Here is an 18,983-nt window from a genome sequence, read left to right as displayed (position 1 = left end):
GGTGAGCAGTTCCGCCGTCACCGCGGCGTCGTCGTCGGTCACCGGTTCTCCTCGGGGTCGTCGGCGGGGTCGTCGGCGGGCTCGTCGAACAGGGGGTCGTCCGGCTTGTCGACGGCGCCGCCGAACCGCCGGTCGCGCCGCGCGAACTGCTCGCACGCCCGCCACAGGTCCAGCCGGTCGAAGTCGGGCCACAGGATGTCCTGGAACACCAGCTCGGCGTACGCCGACTGCCACAGCAGGAAGTTCGACGTGCGCTGCTCGCCGGACGGGCGGATGAACAGGTCCACGTCCGGCATCTCCGGCTGGTACAGGTACTTGGCGACGGTGCGCTCGTCGACCTTCTCCGGGTTGATCCGGCCGGCGGCGGCGAGCCGGGCGATCTCGCGGGCCGCGTCGCCGACCTCGGCCCGCCCGCCGTAGTTGATGCACATCGCCAGGTTCAGCACGGTGTTGTCGCGCGTGCGCTCCTCGGCGACCTCCAGCTCCTTGATGACGCTGCGCCACAGCCTCGGCCGGCGGCCCGCCCAGCGCACCCGGACGCCCAGCTCGTCCAGCTCGTCGGTGCGGTGGTGGATCACGTCGCGGCTGAAGCCCATCAGGAAGCGGACCTCCTCGGGGCTGCGCCGCCAGTTCTCGGTGGAGAACGCGTACAGCGACAGCCACCGCACGCCCAGCTCGATCGCGCCCTTGGCGACCTCCACGACGACGGCCTCGCCGCGCTTGTGCCCCTCGATGCGGGACAGGCCGCGCTGATTGGCCCAGCGCCCGTTGCCGTCCATGACGATCGCGATGTGCTTGGGCACGAGGTCGGCCGGGATCGCGGGCGGGGTCGCGCCGGAGGGGTGCGGTTCCGGGGGTCGGGGAACGCGCTGGACGCGTTCGGCCCGCCGTCGGCGGAGCATGGCGGTCCTCTCGGAGGTCTGGGGCGGAGGCGGTCCCGGAGTGCGGGCCGGGACGCGTGCGTTGCGTGCGGCAGGCGACTCTATCCGTCGGTCAGGGGCGCCTTGCGCTCGACCAACGGCAGCGACCGGAGCTGCCGTTCGAGGTGCCACTGGAGGTGCGCGGCGACCAGGCCGCTCGCCTCGCGGCGCTGGGCGTTCGGGATGCCGTCCACGACGTCCCAGTCGCCGTGCAGCAGCGCGCCGAGCAGCCGCAGCGTGTCCTGGTTGGGCGCGGCGCTGCCCGCCGGGCGGCAGTTCGGGCACACCAGGCCGCCCGCGTGCACGTTGAACGCCCGGTGCGGCCCGGGGTCGCCGCAGCGGGCGCACTCGTCCACGGCCGGCGCCCAGCCCGCGAACGCCATCGCGCGCATCAGGAACGCGTCGAGGATGAGCGAGGCGTCCCGCTCCCTGGCGGCGAGCGCCCGCAGCGCCCCGGTGACCAGCAGGTACAGGCGCAGCGCCGGCTCGCCCTCCTCGGCGGTGAGCCGGTCGGCGGTCTCCAGGACGGCGCACGCGGCCGTGTAGCGCTGGTAGTCGGCCACCAGGTCGACGCCGAACGCGTCCACCGTCTGCACCTGCGTCACCACGTCCAGCGAGCGGCCCGGGTAGAACTGCACGTCGACGTGCCCGAACGGCTCCAGCCGCGCGCCGAACCGCGAGGACGTGCGCCGCACGCCCTTGGCGACCGCGCGCACCTTGCCGTGCTTCCGGGTCAGCAGCGTGATGATGCGGTCGGCCTCACCGAGCTTCTGCACCCGGAGGACCACTCCCGTGTCCCGGTACAGGTTGGCCATGATCCCGTCGCAACCCCAGTCGCCTCAGCCGTCGCGACCCGCGGTCGCCCCTCACCCCGCGGCCCCGCCCCGCCGGCGGCCCGGTCCTCAGAAGCCCAGTCTACGGAGCTGCTTGGGGTCGCGCTGCCAGTCCTTCGCGATCTTGATGTGCAGGTCGAGGTACACGCGGGTGCCGAGCAGCTTCTCGATGTGCTTGCGCGCGGTGATGCCGACCTGCTTGAGGCGTTCGCCGCGGTGGCCCAGGATGATCGCCTTCTGGCTGGGCCGCTCCACGAACACGTTGGCGTGCACGTCCACCAGGTCGTCCCGCCCCTCGCGGGGCAGCATCTCCTCCACGACCACGGCGATCGAGTGCGGCAGCTCGTCCCGCACGCCCTCCAGGGCGGCCTCCCGGATCAGCTCGGCGACCAGGGTCTGCTCGGGCTCGTCGGTCAGCTCGCCGTCCGGGTACAGCGGCGGCCCCTCGGGCAGCTTCCCGACCAGCAGGTCCGCCAGCGTGTCGACCTGGTAGCCGCGCTGCGCGGAGACCGGGACGAACTCGGCGAACTCCATCACCCGCTGGAGCGCGAGCAGCTGCTCGGCCACCTGCTCCTGGCCGACGAGGTCGGTCTTGGTGACGATGCCGATGACCGGCGTCCGCTTGGCGATCTTCTCCAGCTCGGCCGCGATGAAGCGGTCACCGGGGCCGACCTTCTGGTCGGCGGGCACGCAGAAGCCGACGACGTCGACCTCGGACCACGTCTCGCGGACGAGGTCGTTGAGCCGCTGGCCGAGCAGCGTGCGCGGCCGGTGCAGGCCGGGCGTGTCCACGAGCACCAACTGCCCGTCGGCGCGGTGCACGATGCCGCGGATGGTGTGCCGGGTGGTCTGCGGCTTGCTGGAGGTGATCGCGACCTTGGTGCCGACCAGCGCGTTGGTCAACGTCGACTTGCCGGCGTTGGGGCGGCCGACGAAACACGCGAACCCGGAGCGGTAACCATCCATCCGCCCATTGTCCCCGCCGCCGTCGAGCGCGGCCCCTCCGCCCCTCGCGGGCGCCGGGCCGCCACCGCGCCGGGTCGGCCGGCGTCGCGCCCGTCGAGCCGCCCGGACCGGGCCGGTGACCGCCTCAGCCCCGCCGCGCGGGCGACGGGATGCGGTTCAGCTCCAGGGTCGCCGGCAGCGGGCCGCCGTCGGCCAGCCAGCGCTCCAGGTCGTCCATCACCGCGTCATGCAGCACGAACCCCAGCCACACCGGCTGCCCGCCCGGCGGCTTCACCACGACGACGTTCGAGTTCTCGCAGGTGTCCAGGCAGTCCGCCGTGCGCACGCGGACCCGGCCGCCGGACCCGGCGGCCAGGGCGCGCAGGCGGTGCAGCTGCCCCTCGTGGTCGTAGTCCGGGTGCTTCTTCACGGTGCCGCAGCAGCAGGCGCGGCACACCGTCACGTGCGCCACCGCACGACCCACCCGCGCCACTACCCGGCGTCCGGCACGGCCACGGTGTCGACCAGCGCGCCGGACGGGTCGGCCCGGAACACGGGCGCGGTGGCGGTCAGGTCGCGCACCGCGGCCACCGAGCCGGCGTCCACCGCGTCGGCCGCCGTCACCACGGCCGCCGCCTCCAGGCCCTCCGCCCCGCTGGACACGGCCGCCGCCACCGCCGCCTGGAGCGCCGTCAGGCGCAGGGACGGCAGGCCCACCGTGGTCGCCGCGTAGGTGCGGCCGTCGGTGTCCCGGACCGCCGCGCCCTCCGCCGCGCCCGTGCGGGCCCGCGCCGACCGCGCCAGCGTGATGATCTTCTCGTCCTCGGGGTCGAGCGGGTGCAGGTCAGTCACCGGGTGTTCCCTCCGCGCCGTGGTCGCCGTTCACCTGGCGGACGAGCACCGTCGTGATGCGCATCCGCCCCCGTTCGTCCTTGCCGCCCTCGGCCCGCATCCGCAGGCCCGCGATCTCCGCCTCCGTGCCGGGCAGCGGCACCCGGCCGAGGCGCTGCGCCAGGAGCCCGCCCACCGTCTCCACCTCGTGGTCGTCCAGCTCGGTGCCGAACAGGGCGTCCAGGTCGTCCACCGGCAGCCGGGCGCTCACCCGGACCGAGCCGTCGGTCAGGTGCTCCACCGGCGGCCGGTCGTCCGTGTCCGACTCGTCGGTGATCTCGCCGACGATCTCCTCCAGGATGTCCTCGATGGTCAGCAGGCCCGCCGTGCCGCCGTACTCGTCCACCACGATCGCCAGGTGGTTGCGGGACAGCTGCATCTCGCGCAGCAGGTCGGCGATGGGCTTCGAGTCGGGGATGAACGAGGCCGGCTTCATGACGTCCGCGACCACCGCGCCGTTCGGCTCCTCGGCCAGCGTCCGCCGCACCAGGTCCTTCAGGTTCACCACGCCGACGATGTCGTCCACGCTCTCGCCGATCACCGGCACCCGCGTGTAGCCGGTGCGCAGCGACAGCGCCAGCGCCTGCCGCACCGACTTGATCTGCTCGATCCACACGATCTCGGTGCGCGGCACCATCACCTCGCGCGCGATCGTGTCGCCCAGCTCGAACACCGAGTGGATCATCTCGCGCTCGCCCTCGTCCACGACGCCGCGCTCCTGCGCCATGTCGACCAGCTCGCGCAGCTCGACCTCGGACGAGAACGGGCCCTCGCGGAAGCCGCGACCCGGTGTGATGGCGTTGCCCACGAGGATCAGCAGCCGCGACAGCGGTCCCAGCACCCGGCCGAGCACCCGGATCGGCGCCGCCGCGACCAGGCTCACCGCGTACGGGTGCTGGCGGCCGATCGTGCGCGGGCCGACGCCGACCAGCACGTACGACACGACCAGCATGCTGAGGCCCGCGACCAGCACGGCCACCCAGCCGGTGGCGATCAGGCGCAGGCACACGACCGTCACCAGCACCGTCGCCGACAGCTCGCAGCCCAGGCGCAGCAACAGCAGCAGGTTGACGTGCCGCGGCCGGTCCGCGAGCACCTGGATGAGCTGCCGCGCGCCCGACCGGCCCTGCCGCTGGAGCGCCTCGACGCGGGCCCGCGACACGGTGCCCAGCGCGGCGTCCGCGCCCGCGAACGCGCCCGCCGCCAGCACGAGCGCGACCGCCAGCGCGATGAGACTGGTGGAGTCCCCCGACACGGTGGCCGCCTCAGGCGGTCGGGTCGGGCCTGTCGGAGTCCTCCAGGCCCACCGCCCCGAGCAGCTTGGAATCGGCCTCGCGCTGCGCGGCGGTGCGCTCGGCCTCGGCGGTCGCGGTGCGGAAGTCGCCCAGGATGCGGTTCTGGAGGGTGAACATCTCGCGCTCCTCGGCGGGCTCGGCGTGGTCGTAGCCCAGCAGGTGCAGCACGCCGTGCACGGTGAGCAGGTGCAGCTCGTCGAGCAGGCTGTGGCCGGCCTTCTTCGCCTGGTCCTTGGCGAACGCCGGGCACAGCACGATGTCGCCGAGCAGCGCCGGGCCGAGGCCCGCCGCGTCGGGTCGGCGGGCCGAGTCCAGCTCGTCCATCGGGAACGCCATGACGTCCGTCGGTCCCGGCAGGTCCATCCACCGCTGGTGCAGGTCCGCCATCACGTCCAGCTCCACCAGCAGGACGGACAGCTCGGCCAAGGGGCTCACGCCCATCCGGTCCAGCGCGAATCGGGCGGCGGAGACGATGGACGGCTCGTCCACGGTCACGCCCGACTCGTTCGCGATCTCGATGCTCACGGCGCCTATCGTCCCCGGCGGTGCCCTCGCGACCGCGCACCGGGTCCGGCGTGGTGCGCCCGGTCGTCGCCCAGGTCGCGCTCGTCCTGCTCGACCTGCCACTTCTCGTAGGCGTCCACGATGTCCGCGACCAGCCGGTGGCGGACCACGTCGCTGCTGGTCAGGACGGAGAAGTGGACGTCGTCGACGCCTTCGAGGATGTCCTTGACGACCTTGAGCCCGGACCGCTGCCCGCCGGGCAGGTCGACCTGGGTGATGTCGCCGGTCACCACGATCTTGGAGCCGAACCCGAGGCGGGTGAGGAACATCTTCATCTGCTCGGGCGTGGTGTTCTGCGCCTCGTCCAGGATGATGAACGCGTCGTTGAGCGTGTTGTGCGTCAGCAGGTAGTCCTCGGTGACGTACAGCGAGTCGGCCGCCGCGACCTGGATGCACACCGCCTCGGCGCGCCCGGCGGGCTCGATGGCGTCGATGAACCGCATCGGCCGCCCGCCGCCGGACGCGTGGTACTTCCGCCGCTTGCGGTCGAGGCGGAACGGCTCGACGCCGTCGGGGAGCCGGATGTCGAGGACGTACGTGTCGTGCCGGTGCGCCACCGGGCGACCCGCGACGCGGCCGGGCGACCGGCCCGCGGCCGGGCGGCGGCGGGCGTAGGCGACCCCGCCCAGCGACCGGACCAGGTCGAGCACGTCGTCCCGCAACGCGCGCGAGGTGGTCGTGTACTGCACGCGGCGGGTGCGGCCGAGCTGCGCGACCGGGCCGCCGGCCGCGTCGAGCAGCCCTTGGAGGACCGCGAGCCGGACCTCCGGGCTGTTGTCGAGGTAGTCCCGCGGGACGAACTCGGTGTGCGCGCGGGCGCCGAGCAGGCCGAGCGCGCGCAGCGCCCCGGTGACCGGGTTCTCCAGCGTGACGACGTCGCCGGCGGACCGCACGCGGTCCAGCGCGTAGTCGGCGCGCCCGTGCCACCGCACCCCGACGCCCGGCAGCGCCGCCTCCAGCGCCGGGATCAGCTCCGGGTCCCGGCCGGCGAACGCCGGCGCGGTCTTCCCCGTCAGGCAGCCGTCGCCGAGGAGCAACCCGAGCGCGTACGGGTCCACCGGCACCTCGCGCGCCGGCCGGCGGACCGGTGCGGTGAGCAGCGGCAGCTCGTACCGGCGGGCGTGCGCCGCGCGCAGGTCGCCGATCATCTCCCTGGTTTCGAGGACGCGCCAGGGCTTGCCGCGACGGCGGTCGGCGGCGGTCCGCACGGTCCAGAGGTGCTCACCGCAGCACAGGGTGGACGCGCCGTCCTGCGCCGAGACGCGGTAGATGTCCTTCTCGCCCTGCGGGTACACGCCCAGCACGGGCGTCGGCTCGCCGTTCGACCCGATGACCAGGTCACCGACCGCCAGGTCACCGATGGGCCGGAAGCCGTCGGGCGTGAGCACGTTCGTGGTGACCGGCTGCGCCCGGCCGCGCATGTAGGCCAGCGGCGCGACCTCGATGGTGCCCGCCTGGGTCAGGCGCGGGATCGACTCCGGGTCCACCATGTCGTGCAGCGCGTCGTACAGGGGGCGCAGGTAGGGGTCGATCTTCTCGTAGAGCGTGCCGGGCAGGTAGCCCAGCCGCTCGCCCGCCTCCACCGCCGGGCGGGTGAGGATGATCCGGTTGACCTGCTTGGCCTGGAGCGCCTGCACGGCCTTCGCCATCGCCAGGTACGTCTTGCCGGTGCCCGCCGGCCCGATGCCGAACACCACGGTGTGCTGGTCGATCGCGTCGACGTAGTGCTTCTGGTTCAGCGTCTTCGGGCGGATGGTGCGGCCGCGGCGCGAGATGATGTCGAGGCTGAGCACCTCGGCGGGCGACTCGGTGGTGCCCGCGGACAGCATCGCGACGGTGCGGCGGACCGTGTCCGGGCCGACCTCCTGGCCGCGGCCGGCGAGCGTGATCAGCTCGCCGAACACGCGCTCGGCGAACGCCACGTCGGCGGGCGGGCCGGTCAGGGTGATCTCGTTGCCGCGCACGTGCACGTCGGCGTCGAGCAGCTCCTCCGCCAGCCGGAGGTTCTCGTCGCGCGAACCGAGCAGGGCGAGCACCGCGCCGTCGGGCACGGCGAACTTGGACTGGGCGTCAGCCGCGGCGTGGCCCGCCTGCGGCGTGGTGTCAGCGGTGTCGGCCACGTGGCCTCGGGCCTGCTTCCTGCGCGTTCGCGCCGAACTCGGATCGGTTTCCCACCGATGCTAGCCGCCACCACCGACACTCCGCACCGGAGTAAGAACGCCGAGCGCGAAACGCGGTGGACACGCCGGGTGTACTCGGGGGCATGGAGACCTTGCGCGCGCTCACCGCGGCCGACCTGCCCGCCTGCCTCGACCTGGCCGCCGACCGGGACTGGCCGCGGGAGGAGGCCAAGTGGCGGTTCCTGCTGCGGGTCGGCTCGGGGTTCGGCGCGTTCGACGGCGAACGCCTGGTCGGCACCGCGATCGTCACCCGGTTCGGTGATATCCACACGGTGCTCAGCATGGTGCTGGTCGCGCGGAGCCACGGCGGGCGCGGGCTGGGGCGGCGGGTCGTGGCGCACGCCCTGGCGTTCGCGGGCACGCCGGTGGCGTCGCTGTGCGCGACCCCGCTGGGCAGGCCGCTGTACGAGAAGCTGGGCTTCCGCGAGGTCGGGCGGCTGGCCGGGCACTTCGGCGTGCTGACCGCGCCGCCGTCGGGCGCGACGAGGCCGGCCGCGCGGGCCGACCGGGCGCGGCTGGTGGCCGAGGACGCGGAGGTGTTCGGCGCGGACCGGTCGGCGCTGTGGGCGGAGCTGTTCGACTTCGCGCACGAGGTGCGGGTGGCCGAGGGCGGGTTCGCGGCGTCCTGGCGCGACACCGACCGCCTGGTGGTCGGCCCGGTGGTCGCCGACTCGGTGGAGGTGGCGAAAGCCCTGATCGCGGACGTGGCGGGCGCCGGGCCGGCGCGGGTGGACGTCGCCGACCCGGACCTCGCGGCGTGGTTGGCGGCGCACGGGATGCCCGCCCGGTTCGACGTCGCGCGGATGGTGCGCGGCGAGCCGGCCGGCGCCCGCGACCGGCTGTACGCGCCGGTCATGCAGGCGCTGGGATGACCCGATAGACGGCTGTGTCGGAGGTCGCTCGGGTTCACCATGTCGGTGGGGGTGAGCGCTGTGGGATTCGATCGCAGGACCTTCCTCGGGGCGACCGGCCTGGCCGTGCTGGGCGGGTGGACCGGCCGGGACCGGGACTGGGACCGGCTGCGCCGGGCGTTGACCGGCCGGCTGGTGCTGCCCGGCGACGCCGACTACGACACCGCCCGGCGTCCGTACAACACCGTCTACGCGTCCCGGCGGCCGGCGGCCGTCGCGCTGTGCGCGTCCGAGTCGGACGTGGCCCGGTGCCTGGTCTTCGCGGCGGAGGAGCGCCTGCCGGTCGCGGCGCGCGGCGGCAGGCACAGCTACGCGGGCTACTCGGCGCCGGAGGACGGCCTGGTGGTGGACGTGGCGGCGCTGCGCGAGGTCCGGCCGGGCCCGGAGGCGGTGGTCGGCGGCGGCATCGCGCTGATCGACCTGTACGAGCGGCTGGGCGCGGCGGGGCGGCTGCTGCCCGCCGGCACGTGCCGCAGCGTCGGCATCGGCGGGCTGGCGCTCGGCGGCGGCATCAGCGTGGTCGGCCGCAAGTACGGCCTGACCTGCGACCACCTGCGCGGTGCGCGGGTGGTGACGCCGGACGGCTCGGTGCGCGTGGTCGACGAGGAGCACGAGCCGGACCTGTTCTGGGCGCTGCGGGGCGGCGGTGGCGGCAACTTCGGGATCGTCACGTCGTTCCGGTTCGCCACCGACGAGGCGCGGGACCTGGTGCCGTTCGAGCTGCGCACCCCGGCCGGCGCGGCGGTGGACGTGTTCGGGGCGTGGCAGGAGTGGGTGGTCGACCAGCCGGACGAGCTGTGGGCGGCGTGCCGGCTGTCGTCGGGCCGCCGGACCACGGCCGTCGTGTCCGGCTGCTGGGTGGGCACGCCCGAGTCGCTGACGCCGGTGCTGGACCGGTTCGCGGCGAAGGTCCCGGTGACCCGGCGCGACCTCCGGCCGATGGACTACCCGACCGCCATGCGGCACTACGCGAACTGCCTGAAGGGGTGCCCGCCGTTCGCGGGGACGCCCTTCGTGGCCTCGTCGCGGATGCTGCGGCGACCGCTCGACCCGGCGCGGGCGGTCGGGCTGCTGGACGGCGCGCGGTCCACGTCGGTGCTGTTCGACTCGTTCGGCGGCGCGATCGCGCGGGTGGGCGCGACGGACACGGCGTTCCCGCACCGCGACGCGATCGCGAGCGCACAGGTGTACGTCGACGCCGCCGGGGTGCCCGAGGCACAGGCGCGACAACAGGTCGCCACCGTCCGCGACGGGATGGGCCTGGACACCGGCTACGTGAACTACATCGACCCGGAGATGCCCGACTGGCGACACGCCTACTACGGCCCCAACCTGCCAAGACTCCAACAGGTAGCCCGCCGCTACGACCCGGACCACGTACTGGCCTTCCCACAGTCCCTCTAGCCCCCACCTCCCCTTTCCACCTCCCCCTTCCCACCCTCCCCCTCCCCTCCCTCTCGCTCTCCCTGCCCCTCCCACTAGCTACCGCTCGCACGCACCCCCGCGAGCCGCCGACTAAACGGCGGCCGAGCCGCCCGACGGAGTCGGGCCATCAGACACAGCGAGGCCGCGTCGGTGGTTCGCGGCGCGTGTTCTGCCGATCACGCTTTTCGATCGGCTGAACACGCCCCGCGAGCCGCCGACTTCCAGGCGGCCGAGCCGCCCGACGGAGTCGGGCCATCAGACACAGCGAGGCCGCGTCGGTGGTTCGCGGCGCGTGTTCTGCCGATCACGCTTTTCGATCGGCTGAACACGCCCCGCGAGCCGCCGACTCCCCGGCGGCCGAGCCGCCCGACGGAGTCGGGCCATCAGATACAGCCCAGCTCACCGCCCCCGAGCAGGTGCAGGTGGGCGTGGAACACGGTCTGCCCCGCGTCCGGCCCGGTGTTGAACAGCAACCGGTACCCGCTCTCGTCCACGCCCTCCGCGGCGGCCACCTCGCCGGCCGCGCGGAACAGGTCGGCCAGGACGCCGGGCGCGGCGGCGGCCAGGGCGACGGCGTCCGGCGAGTGCAGCTTCGGCACCAGCACGACGTGGGTCGGGGCCTGCGGCGCGATGTCGCGGAAGGCGGTGGTCGTCTCGGTCTCGTGCACGATCGTCGCCGGGACCTCGCCCGCGACGATGCGGCAGAACAGGCAGTCGGACATGGCGCGCAGGCTAGCGGGCCAGCCGCAGCACGGCGGCGCGGCAGGCGGCCCACGCGGCGGTGCCCGGCGTGATCAGGTCCATGTGTCCGACGCCGGGCAGCGTGACCAGTTCCGCGCCGGAGGCCGCCGCGAACGCGGTGCTCTGCTCGACCGGCACGTCCTCGTCGTCCTCGCCGTGCACCAGGACCATCGGCTTGGCGATGGGCAGCAGCGCCGCCGGCGACGCGTCGGCGTACCGCTCGGGCACCTCCTCCGGCGTGCCGCCGAGCAGGCCGGTCACCCGCCGGGTGATCGACGGGTGGCGGACGAGGTCCAGGACACCGGCCTGCACGACGGCCCCGACGACCCGCGGGTGCCTGGCCGCCGCCCACACGGCCAGCTGGCCGCCCGCGGAGTGCCCGAGGGTGACGACGTCGGCGTCGAGCACGTCGATGGCGGCCAGGACGTCGTCGCCGGTCCGCGGCCACCCGCCGCCACCGCCCACCCGCCGGTACTCGACGTTGAACACGGGCACGCCGTGCGCGGCCAGGTCGGCGGAGAGCGGCCGGCCCAGCTCCAGGTCCCAGTCCTGGTGCCAGAACCCGCCGTGGATGACGACGACCACCGGTGACGACGGCGCGCCCTCGGGTGCCGACAGCTCGCCGAACTGGCTCGCGTGCCCGCCGTAAGCGATCCGCCGCACCTGGAAAACCCCTGACGAGAAAGGGCCGCGTCGCGATGGGACCTGGGGGTCGCCCCACCGCGACGCGGCGACGCCGGACCGAGGGGGGAGGTGTCCGGCGAGTCTGTGGTCTGAAGGGCCGATCGCGACTAGACCAATGCAACCCCTCAGGCCAAGAGGGTAACTCCTAACCGGGAGGTCCGCCAGCCGAGAACAGCGGTGATCACGCCCAGCGATCGGTCAGCACACCCAGCGCTCCCAACGCGACCGCCGCCGCCGTGGACGCCCGCAGGACCGTCGGCCCCAGTCGGACGGGGTGCGCGCCGGCCGCGGTCAGCACCGCGAGCTCGTCGTCGGTGACGCCGCCCTCCGGGCCGACCACCAGCAGGACCTCGCCCGCGTCGGGCAGCGGCGCCGAGCGCAGGGTCGCCGTCGCCGACTCGTGCAGCACCAGCGCGACCGTCGCGGACCCCGCCAACCGGGCCAGCGCGGGCGTGCCCACCGGTTCGGAGACCGACGGCACGCGGGCCCGCCTCGCCTGCTTCGCGGCTTCCCGCGCGGTGGCGCGCCAGCGCTCCAGCGCCTTCGCCCCGCGCGGGCCGTCCTCCCACTTCGCGACGCACCGCGCGGCGCGCCACGGCACCACGCCGTCCACGCCCGCCTCGGTCGCCAGCTCCACGGCCAGCTCGCCCCGGTCGCCCTTCACCAGCGCCTGCGCGACCACCACCCGCACCGCGGGCTCGGGCACGACCCAGCGCTCCACCAGCCGCAGCCGCAGCGCGTCCTTCAACGCCTCCTCGACCACGCAGCGGACCTGCGCGCCGGTGCCGTCGGACAGCACCAGTTCCTCGCCCGCGCGCAGCCGCCGCACGGTGGCCGCGTGCCTGCCCTCGGGGCCGTCCAGCACCGCCTCCGGGCCCGGCGGCAGCGCCGGGACGAGGAAGACCGGCAGCGTCACCGGTTGCCGCGGCCGGCCCGCAGCCGCGAGAACAGGCCCCCGCCGCCCTTGCCGTTGTGCGCGAGCGTCGGCTCCTCCTCGCCGCGCAGCACCGCCAGCTCCCGCAGCAGCTCCGCCTGCCGCGCGTCGAGCTTGGTCGGCACCACGACCTCCAGGTGCACGTGCAGGTCGCCCCGGCCGTCGATGCGGCCGGAGGACCGCAGCCGCGGCATGCCGCGGCCGGTGAGCACCAGCTCGGTGTTCGGCTGGGTGCCCGGCTCGATCTCCAGCTCCTCCTCGCCGTCCAGCGTCTGCAGCGGCAGCACCGCGCCCAGCGCGGCCGTGGTCATCGGGATGCGCACCGAGCAGTGCAGGTTCGAGCCGTCCCGCTCGAACACCTCGTGCGGCACCTCCTCGACCTCGACGTACAGGTCGCCCGCCGGCCCGCCGCCCGAGCCGACCTCGCCCTGGCCCGCCAGCCGCACCCGCATCCCCTCGGCCACCCCGGCCGGGATCTGCACCGAGATGGTGCGCCGCGACCGGACCCGGCCCTCGCCCGCGCACTGGAGGCACGGCTCGGGGATGACCTCGCCGAACCCGCGGCAGACCGGGCACGGCCGCGCCGTGACCACCTGGCCGAGGAACGAGCGCTGCACCGACTGCACCTCGCCGCGCCCGCCGCAGGTGTCGCAGCGCACCGGGGACGAGCCCTCGGCGCAGCCGCTGCCCACGCACCGGTCGCACAGGATCGCCGTGTCCACGGTCAGCTCCCGCGACGCGCCCGCAGCGCACTCCTCCAGCGTCATGGCCAGCCGGATCAGCGCGTCCGAACCGGGCTGCACCCGGCTCCGCGGACCGCGCCCGCCGCCACCCGTCGCGCCGAAGAACGCGTCCATGATGTCGCCGAGCCCGAAGCCCGAGAACGGGTCGTGCACCCCGCCGCCACCGCCGCCGGGCTGGAGCGGGTCGCCGCCCCGGTCGACGATCTCGCGCTTCTTCGGGTCCGACAGCACCTCGTAGGCGGCCGTCACCTCTTTGAAGCGCGCCTCCTCGTTGGGGTTGACGTCCGGGTGCAGCCGGCGCGCGAGCTTGCGGTAGGCGCGCTTGATCTCCTCGGGTGTCGCGTTCTTGGAGACCCCGAGCGTGCCGTAGTAGTCCCTCGCCACCGTGTGTCCTCCTGCGGGCGCGTCGAGCACGCGCTCGCTCGCTTGCGAAACGTCCTGTGGGCCTTCGGTGTTCCCCCGGCTACCGTGAAGTCAGAATTTCCCCGACGTAGCCGGCGACCGCGAGCACGGCCGCCATCGTCCCCGGGTAGTCCATCCGCGTCGGGCCCACCACGCCCATGCCCCCGAGCAGGTTGTCCCGACTGCCGTAACCGATGGACACGACAGAGGTGCTGCGCATCTCGGCCGCCTCGTTCTCCTCGCCGATGTGCACCAGGACCGTGCCGGGGTCGCGGGCCGCGGCCAGCAGCTTCAGGACCACGACCTGCTCCTCCAGCGCCTCCAGCACCTGGCGCAGCGAACCGGGGAAGTCTGCCACGTTCCGGGTGAGGTTCGCGGTGCCACCCAGCACCAACCGCTCCTCCGGGTGCTCCACCAGCGATTCGATGAGCACCGTGCTCACCCTCAGCACCACGTCGCGCAGCTCGGCGGGCGCGCGGTCGGGCAGCTCGGCGACCTCGGCGGAGGCGTCGGACAGCCGCTTGCCGACCAGCGCGGAGTTGAGCATGGTGCGCATCCGCGCCACGTTCTCCTCGGTGATCACGTCGCCCAGGTCGACGGAGCGCTGGTCCACCCGGCCGGTGTCGGTGATCAGCACCAGCATCAGGCGCGCCGGTGTGATGGCGAGCACCTCGATGTGCCGCACGGTGGACCGGCTCAGCGTCGGGTACTGCACGACCGCGACCTGGCGGGTCAGCTGGGCGAGCAGCCGGACGCTGCGGCGCAGCACGTCGTCCAGGTCGTACGCGCCCTCCAGGAAGCTGTGGATGGCCTTGCGCTCGGCCGGGGACAGCGGCTTGACCTCGCTGAGCCGGTCGACGAACAGGCGGTAGCCCTTGTCGGTGGGCACGCGGCCCGCGCTGGTGTGCGGCTGGGTGATGTAGCCGTCCTCCTCCAGCGACGCCATGTCGTTGCGGACCGTCGCGCTGGACACACCCAGGTTGTGCCGTTCGACCAGCGCTTTCGACCCGACGGGCTCCTGGTTGGAGACGTAGTCGGCGACGATCGCGCGCAGCACTTCGAACCGGCGCTCATCGGCGTTCACCGCGCGTCACCTCCACTACCACGGTCTGGACCACCACGAGTTTACGGAGCTGTGACGCCCCGCAGGGAAAGTCGGTGGCACCGGTTCGCCCCGCACGGCTAGTTTCCGGTGTGCTCGCCGTCATCCAGGACTCCCTCCGCGACTCGATCCGGGGCGAGGCCGAACGCGTCGGACCGTTCCTCGTGCGCTTCGACGCCCACACCGACAACGTGTTCTTCAACTACGCGGTGCCCGACGCCGACGCCACGCCGACCGCCGACGACGTCGCCCGGCTCGTCGCGGCCTTCCGGGCCAGGTCACGCACCCCGCGGCTGGAGTACCTGCGGCCGTTCCCGGCGGTGGACGCGGCGCTGGCGGAGGCCGGGTTCGCGGTCGACCAGCTGCTGCCGATGATGGCCGTGGAGCGGGCCGCGCTGCGCGTTCCCGACGTGCCCGAGGGCGTGGCGCTGGTCGACGCGGCCTCCGACGACGAGCTGGCGGACCTCACCGACGTGCAGCACCGGGCCTTCGGTGTGGAATCGGTCACGCGCGAGGTCGCGATCGAGCGGCAGCGGGCGCTGCTCGACCAGGGCGGGCTGCTGGTGCTGGCGGTGGCGGACGGGATCGCGGTGGGCGCGGGCGCGCACACGGCGCCGCAGCGGGGCCTGGCGCAGGTGGCCGGGATCGGCGTGCTGCCGGAGTACCGCAACCGGGGCATCGCGGGCGCGATCTGCGGCGAGCTGACCGCCCGGGTGTTCGCGGCCGGGCTCACGCCGTTCCTGGAGACCGAGCCGGACGGCAAGGCCGGCCGCCTCTACGGCCCGATCGGCTACCGGACCATCGGGGAGTCGGCGGCGATCTCGCTCAGGTGAGCCTGCGGACCACGGCGTCGGCGAGCAGCCTGCCCCGGTCGGTGAGCACGCAGCGGCCGGCGGCGAGCGCGTCGGGGTCCAGCAGGCCGTCCGCCGCCGCGGTCTTCGCCTCCGCCCGGCCGCCGGCGTCGAGCACGTCGACCGGCAGCCCCTCGGCCAGGCGCAGCTCCAGCAGGACGCGCTCCACCCGGCGGTCGTCGGCGGACAGCACCTCGCGGCCGGCGGCGGGCGAGCGGCCGGCGGCCAGCAGTTCGCTGTACTTGGCCGGGTGCTTGACGTTCCACCAGCGGACGCCGCCGACGTGGCTGTGCGCGCCCGGCCCGGCGCCCCACCAGTCCGCGCCCCGCCAGTAGAGGACGTTGTGCCGGCACACCGACGCCGGGCCGGCCGCCCAGTTCGACACCTCGTACCAGCGCAGGCCCCGGGCGGTCAGCGCGGCGTCGATCAGCTCGTACTTGTCGGCCAGCACGTCGTCGTCGGGCATCGGCAGCTCGCCGCGCCGGACCCGGCGTGCCAGCGCGGTGCCCTCCTCCACGATCAGCGCGTAGGCCGACACGTGGTCCACGCCCGCCTCCTGCACGGCGTCCAGCGAGGCGCGCAGGTCGTCCGCGGTCTCGCCGGGCGTGCCGTAGATGAGGTCCAGGTTCACGTGGTCGAACCCGGCCGCGCGGGCCTCTCGGGCCGCCTCCGGCGGGCGTCCCGGCGTGTGCGCCCGGTCCAGCACGGCGAGCACGTGCCGGGCCGCCGACTGCATACCCAGCGACACCCGCGTGTAACCCGCGTCACGGATGGCGGCGAAGAACCCCGGCGACGTCGACTCGGGGTTGGACTCGGTGGTGACCTCCGCGCCGTCGGCCAAGCCGAACGACGACCGGACCGCGGCCAGCACGTCGGCCAAGCCGTCCGCGCCCAGCAGCGACGGAGTGCCACCGCCGACGAACACGGTGTCCGCGGCAGGCGGTGCACCCAGCACCGCCGCGGCCAGGTCGAGTTCGCGGCGCAGCCCCTCCAGCCACGAGGAGGGCGACGCCGAAGTGCCCAGCTCACCGGCGGTGTAGGTGTTGAAGTCGCAGTAGCCGCACCGGGTCGCGCAGAACGGGACGTGCACGTAGACGCCGAACGGGCGCGTGCCGAGGCCCTGGAGGGCGGTCACGGGCAGTGAACCGTCCGGGGGCGCGGGTTCACCGGTCGGCAACGCGGAAGGCATGACACCCAGTGTGCGGTACGGGGGTGTGAGGCAGGACCGGAGGGAGGGGTGGGCGGAGTGAGAGGTGGGAGGGGTCGGCGGAGCGAGGGGTCGGAGGGGCGAGGGGTCGGAGGGGCGAGGGCGACTGGGTCAGGGCGGGAGCGGTGACACAGGCGTAGAGCTGTGTTGAATTTGCCGCTCCTCCGTCGCGGCGGCTCGGCCGCCCTGTGGTCGGGCCGTCGCGCCTGATTTCCCGCCGATCTAAAAGCGTGATCGGCGGGAAATGAGGCGCGACAACCCGACGGCGGCCTCGCGGCGCGGGGGCGGGATAGGGAGCGGAGAGAGGGAGGGAGCTGGAGTGGGCGAAGGAGGGAGCTGGAGTGGGCGAGGGAGGGAGAGGGGCGGGGGCTCCAGGGAGAGCAGTGGGGGTTCTAGCAGCACCGCGGGGTCGTCCCAGGATGCGGATGGCGGTGGACCACGGGGTGGACGCGTGGCACGCTGACTGCCATGACCTCGAACGGAGTGCGCCTGGTGGTTCGCCGCCACGTCGACTTCCGTCGTGTCTCCAGCGCGATGTGCCGTCCTTCGGCATAACCCGCGCCCGACTTTTCGATCCTGTCGGCGCCGGGTGCGCTGACGGGCCCCCGACCACCGATCCACCGGGACTCCCACGCGCACCGGCGCCCCGAACCCCGGAGGACGAGGATGGTCCCCCCTACGACGACGCCTCAGCGTGCCAAGCAACGCCGAGGTGAGGGGCAGTGGGCGCTGGGCTACCGCGAGCCGCTCAACCCCAACGAGCGGAGCAAGAAGGACGACAACCCGCTCAACGTCCGCGCCCGGATCGAGAACATCTACGCCGCCGGCGGGTTCGCCTCGATCGACCCGGCGGACCTGCGCGGGCGCTTCCGCTGGTACGGGCTCTACACCCAGCGCAAGCCCGGCATCGACGGCGGTCGCACGGCCACCCTGGAGCCGGAGGAGCTGGACGACGAGTACTTCATGCTGCGCGTCCGCATCGACGGCGGCCGGCTGACCACGGCGCAGCTCGCCCTGATCGGCGAGCTGTCGCAGACCTACGCGCGCGACACCGCCGACATCACCGACCGGCAGAACATCCAGTACCACTGGATCCGCATCGAGGACGTGCCGACGATCTGGCGGAAGCTGGAGGACGCCGGCCTGACCACGATGGAGGCGTGCGGCGACAGCCCGCGCGTCGTGCTCGGCTCGCCGGTCGCGGGCATCGCCGAGGACGAGGTCGTCGACGGCACGCCCGCGATCGAGGAGATCCTGCGCCGCTACATCGGCGACCCCCGGTTCGCGAACCTGCCGCGCAAGTTCAAGACCGCCATCTCGGGCCTGCCGGACGTGGCGCACGAGATCCACGACGTCGCGTTCGTCGGCGTCGTCCACCCGGAACACGGTCCGGGTTTCGACCTGTGGGTCGGCGGCGGGCTGTCCACCAACCCGATGATCGCCCAGCGGCTGGGCGCGTGGGTGCCGCTCGCCGAGGTGCCCGCCGTGTGGGAGGGCGTGATCAGCGTCTTCCGCGACTACGGCTACCGCCGCCTGCGGCACCGGGCGCGGCTGAAGTTCCTGGTCGCCGACTGGGGCGCGGAGAAGTTCCGCCAGGTGCTGGAGGACGAGTACCTCGGCCGGAAGCTGCTCGACGGCCCGGCGCCCGCGGTGCCCGCCGTGCCGCACGACCACATCGGCGTGCACCGGCAGAAGGACGGCCTGTGCTACGTCGGCGCGGCGCCGATCGCCGGCCGCGTCTCGGGCTCCACGCTGGTGGAGGTCGCGAAGGCGGTGGACCGCGCCGGTTCGGGCCGGGTGCGCCTGACGCCGCAGCAGAAGCTGATCGTGCTGGACGTGCCCGAGTCCGAGGTCAAGGGGCTCCAGGCGGACCTGGCGGAGCTGGGACTCCAGACCGAGCCGTCGCCGTGGCGGCGCGGCGTGATGGCGTGCACCGGCATCGAGTTCTGCAAGCTCGCCATCGTCGAGACCAAGGCGCGCGCGGTCGAGCTGGTGGCCGCGCTGGAGTCGCGGCTGGCGGACGTCGTGTCGGGCGTGACGGCCCCGATCTCCGTGCACATCAACGGTTGCCCGAACTCGTGCGCCCGCGTCCAGACCGCCGACATCGGACTCAAGGGCCAGATCGTCACCGACGCGGACGGCAACCAGGTGGAGGGCTTCCAGGTGCACCTGGGCGGCGGGCTCGGCCTGGACGCCGGGTTCGGCCGGAAGTTGCGCGGCCACAAGGTGACCGCCGCCGAGCTGTCCGACTACGTCGAGCGCGTGGTACGGAACTTCCTTGCGGGGCGCGCGGACGACGAGCGGTTCGCGCAGTGGGTCGCGCGCGCGGATGAAGCGGACTTGAAGTGAGCCGAT

Annotated in this window: 18 protein-coding genes and 3 pseudogenes; 5 read left to right on the top strand and 16 right to left on the bottom strand. The window is 73.9% G+C overall.

The window, feature by feature from the left end; all coding sequences use genetic code 11:
• Positions 1–38: 38 nt before the first annotated feature.
• The 10 genes and pseudogenes from C8E97_RS08550 to C8E97_RS35840 all read right to left on the bottom strand — a co-directional run.
• A complete protein-coding gene (locus tag C8E97_RS08550) occupies positions 39–902 on the bottom strand; it encodes an isoprenyl transferase (protein WP_121003246.1) in 864 nt (287 codons plus the stop codon).
• A gap of 80 nt (positions 903–982) precedes the next feature.
• Complete coding sequence (recO, locus tag C8E97_RS08545; RefSeq protein WP_121003243.1) at positions 983–1,735, bottom strand: DNA repair protein RecO; 753 nt, start codon at positions 1,733–1,735, stop codon at positions 983–985.
• 87 nt (positions 1,736–1,822) lie between these two features.
• Complete coding sequence (era, locus tag C8E97_RS08540) at positions 1,823–2,719, bottom strand: GTPase Era (RefSeq protein WP_121003241.1); 897 nt, start codon at positions 2,717–2,719, stop codon at positions 1,823–1,825.
• A 124-nt stretch (positions 2,720–2,843) separates the two neighbouring features.
• Positions 2,844–3,161, bottom strand: a complete 318-nt coding sequence (locus tag C8E97_RS08535; protein ID WP_246018762.1) for a (2Fe-2S) ferredoxin domain-containing protein — start codon at positions 3,159–3,161, stop codon at positions 2,844–2,846.
• A gap of 29 nt (positions 3,162–3,190) precedes the next feature.
• On the bottom strand, positions 3,191–3,541 hold the full coding sequence (locus C8E97_RS08530; protein ID WP_121011110.1) for a cytidine deaminase: 351 nt from the start codon (positions 3,539–3,541) through the stop codon (positions 3,191–3,193).
• 1 nt (position 3,542) lies between these two features.
• The gene (locus C8E97_RS08525) at positions 3,543–4,844 is read right to left on the bottom strand and encodes a hemolysin family protein (RefSeq protein WP_121003239.1); all 1,302 of its coding nucleotides are present in this window, start codon (positions 4,842–4,844) and stop codon (positions 3,543–3,545) included.
• A 10-nt stretch (positions 4,845–4,854) separates the two neighbouring features.
• Entirely contained in the window at positions 4,855–5,409 is a 555-nt protein-coding gene (ybeY, locus tag C8E97_RS08520; RefSeq protein ID WP_121003237.1) for an rRNA maturation RNase YbeY, read from the bottom strand.
• A 5-nt stretch (positions 5,410–5,414) separates the two neighbouring features.
• A pseudogene (locus C8E97_RS35850) lies at positions 5,415–5,780 on the bottom strand (PhoH family protein); the annotation flags it as partial.
• A 267-nt stretch (positions 5,781–6,047) separates the two neighbouring features.
• Positions 6,048–6,596 (bottom strand): annotated as a pseudogene (locus C8E97_RS35845) (LAGLIDADG family homing endonuclease); the annotation flags it as partial.
• A 261-nt stretch (positions 6,597–6,857) separates the two neighbouring features.
• Positions 6,858–7,568: pseudogene (locus tag C8E97_RS35840) on the bottom strand (PhoH family protein); the annotation flags it as partial.
• A 143-nt stretch (positions 7,569–7,711) separates the two neighbouring features.
• Between C8E97_RS35840 and C8E97_RS08510 the strand changes: the two are divergent.
• Together C8E97_RS08510 and C8E97_RS08505 are read left to right on the top strand one after the other, a co-directional pair.
• On the top strand, positions 7,712–8,500 hold the full coding sequence (locus C8E97_RS08510; protein WP_121003232.1) for a GNAT family N-acetyltransferase: 789 nt from the start codon (positions 7,712–7,714) through the stop codon (positions 8,498–8,500).
• A gap of 60 nt (positions 8,501–8,560) precedes the next feature.
• Positions 8,561–9,943 carry an FAD-binding oxidoreductase gene (locus C8E97_RS08505; protein WP_121003230.1) on the top strand — a complete coding sequence of 461 codons (1,383 nt, stop codon included), beginning with the start codon at positions 8,561–8,563 and terminating at the stop codon, positions 9,941–9,943.
• Positions 9,944–10,347: 404 nt separating this feature from the next.
• Here C8E97_RS08505 and C8E97_RS08500 read toward each other — a convergent pair whose 3' ends face one another.
• The 5 genes from C8E97_RS08500 to hrcA form a co-directional block, all read right to left on the bottom strand.
• On the bottom strand, positions 10,348–10,686 hold the full coding sequence (locus C8E97_RS08500) for an HIT domain-containing protein (protein WP_121003228.1): 339 nt from the start codon (positions 10,684–10,686) through the stop codon (positions 10,348–10,350).
• Positions 10,687–10,696: 10 nt separating this feature from the next.
• Complete coding sequence (locus C8E97_RS08495) at positions 10,697–11,368, bottom strand: alpha/beta hydrolase family protein (protein WP_121003226.1); 672 nt, start codon at positions 11,366–11,368, stop codon at positions 10,697–10,699.
• A 202-nt stretch (positions 11,369–11,570) separates the two neighbouring features.
• A complete protein-coding gene (locus C8E97_RS08490) occupies positions 11,571–12,305 on the bottom strand; it encodes a 16S rRNA (uracil(1498)-N(3))-methyltransferase (RefSeq protein ID WP_121003224.1) in 735 nt (244 codons plus the stop codon).
• Positions 12,302–13,450: a molecular chaperone DnaJ gene (gene dnaJ / locus C8E97_RS08485; RefSeq protein ID WP_121003223.1), complete on the bottom strand. Its 1,149-nt coding sequence runs from the start codon at positions 13,448–13,450 to the stop codon at positions 12,302–12,304. Before dnaJ ends, C8E97_RS08490 begins: the two co-directional genes overlap by 4 nt.
• Before the next feature lie 79 nt (positions 13,451–13,529).
• Complete coding sequence (gene hrcA, locus C8E97_RS08480) at positions 13,530–14,552, bottom strand: heat-inducible transcriptional repressor HrcA (RefSeq protein ID WP_121003221.1); 1,023 nt, start codon at positions 14,550–14,552, stop codon at positions 13,530–13,532.
• A 110-nt stretch (positions 14,553–14,662) separates the two neighbouring features.
• On the opposite strand from hrcA, the gene C8E97_RS08475 reads away from it, so the two are divergent.
• Positions 14,663–15,403, top strand: coding sequence for a GNAT family N-acetyltransferase (locus tag C8E97_RS08475; protein ID WP_121003219.1), 741 nt, complete (start codon positions 14,663–14,665; stop codon positions 15,401–15,403).
• Here C8E97_RS08475 and hemW read toward each other — a convergent pair.
• Positions 15,396–16,610, bottom strand: a complete 1,215-nt coding sequence (hemW, locus tag C8E97_RS08470; protein WP_121003217.1) for a radical SAM family heme chaperone HemW — start codon at positions 16,608–16,610, stop codon at positions 15,396–15,398. The genes C8E97_RS08475 and hemW overlap by 8 nt on opposite strands.
• Before the next feature lie 486 nt (positions 16,611–17,096).
• Between hemW and C8E97_RS36780 the strand changes: the two genes are divergently transcribed.
• The gene (locus tag C8E97_RS36780; protein ID WP_425470662.1) at positions 17,097–17,183 is read left to right on the top strand and encodes a putative leader peptide; all 87 of its coding nucleotides are present in this window, start codon (positions 17,097–17,099) and stop codon (positions 17,181–17,183) included.
• A 111-nt stretch (positions 17,184–17,294) separates the two neighbouring features.
• Entirely contained in the window at positions 17,295–18,977 is a 1,683-nt protein-coding gene (locus C8E97_RS08465) for a nitrite/sulfite reductase (RefSeq protein ID WP_121003215.1), read from the top strand.
• Positions 18,978–18,983 lie beyond the last annotated feature (6 nt).

Origin of the sequence: Saccharothrix australiensis (assembly GCF_003634935.1) — a bacterium.
GTDB lineage: Bacteria > Actinomycetota > Actinomycetes > Mycobacteriales > Pseudonocardiaceae > Actinosynnema > Actinosynnema australiense.
Note: the sequence above shows the minus strand (reverse complement) of the source record. Positions and strands in the feature narration are given on the sequence as shown.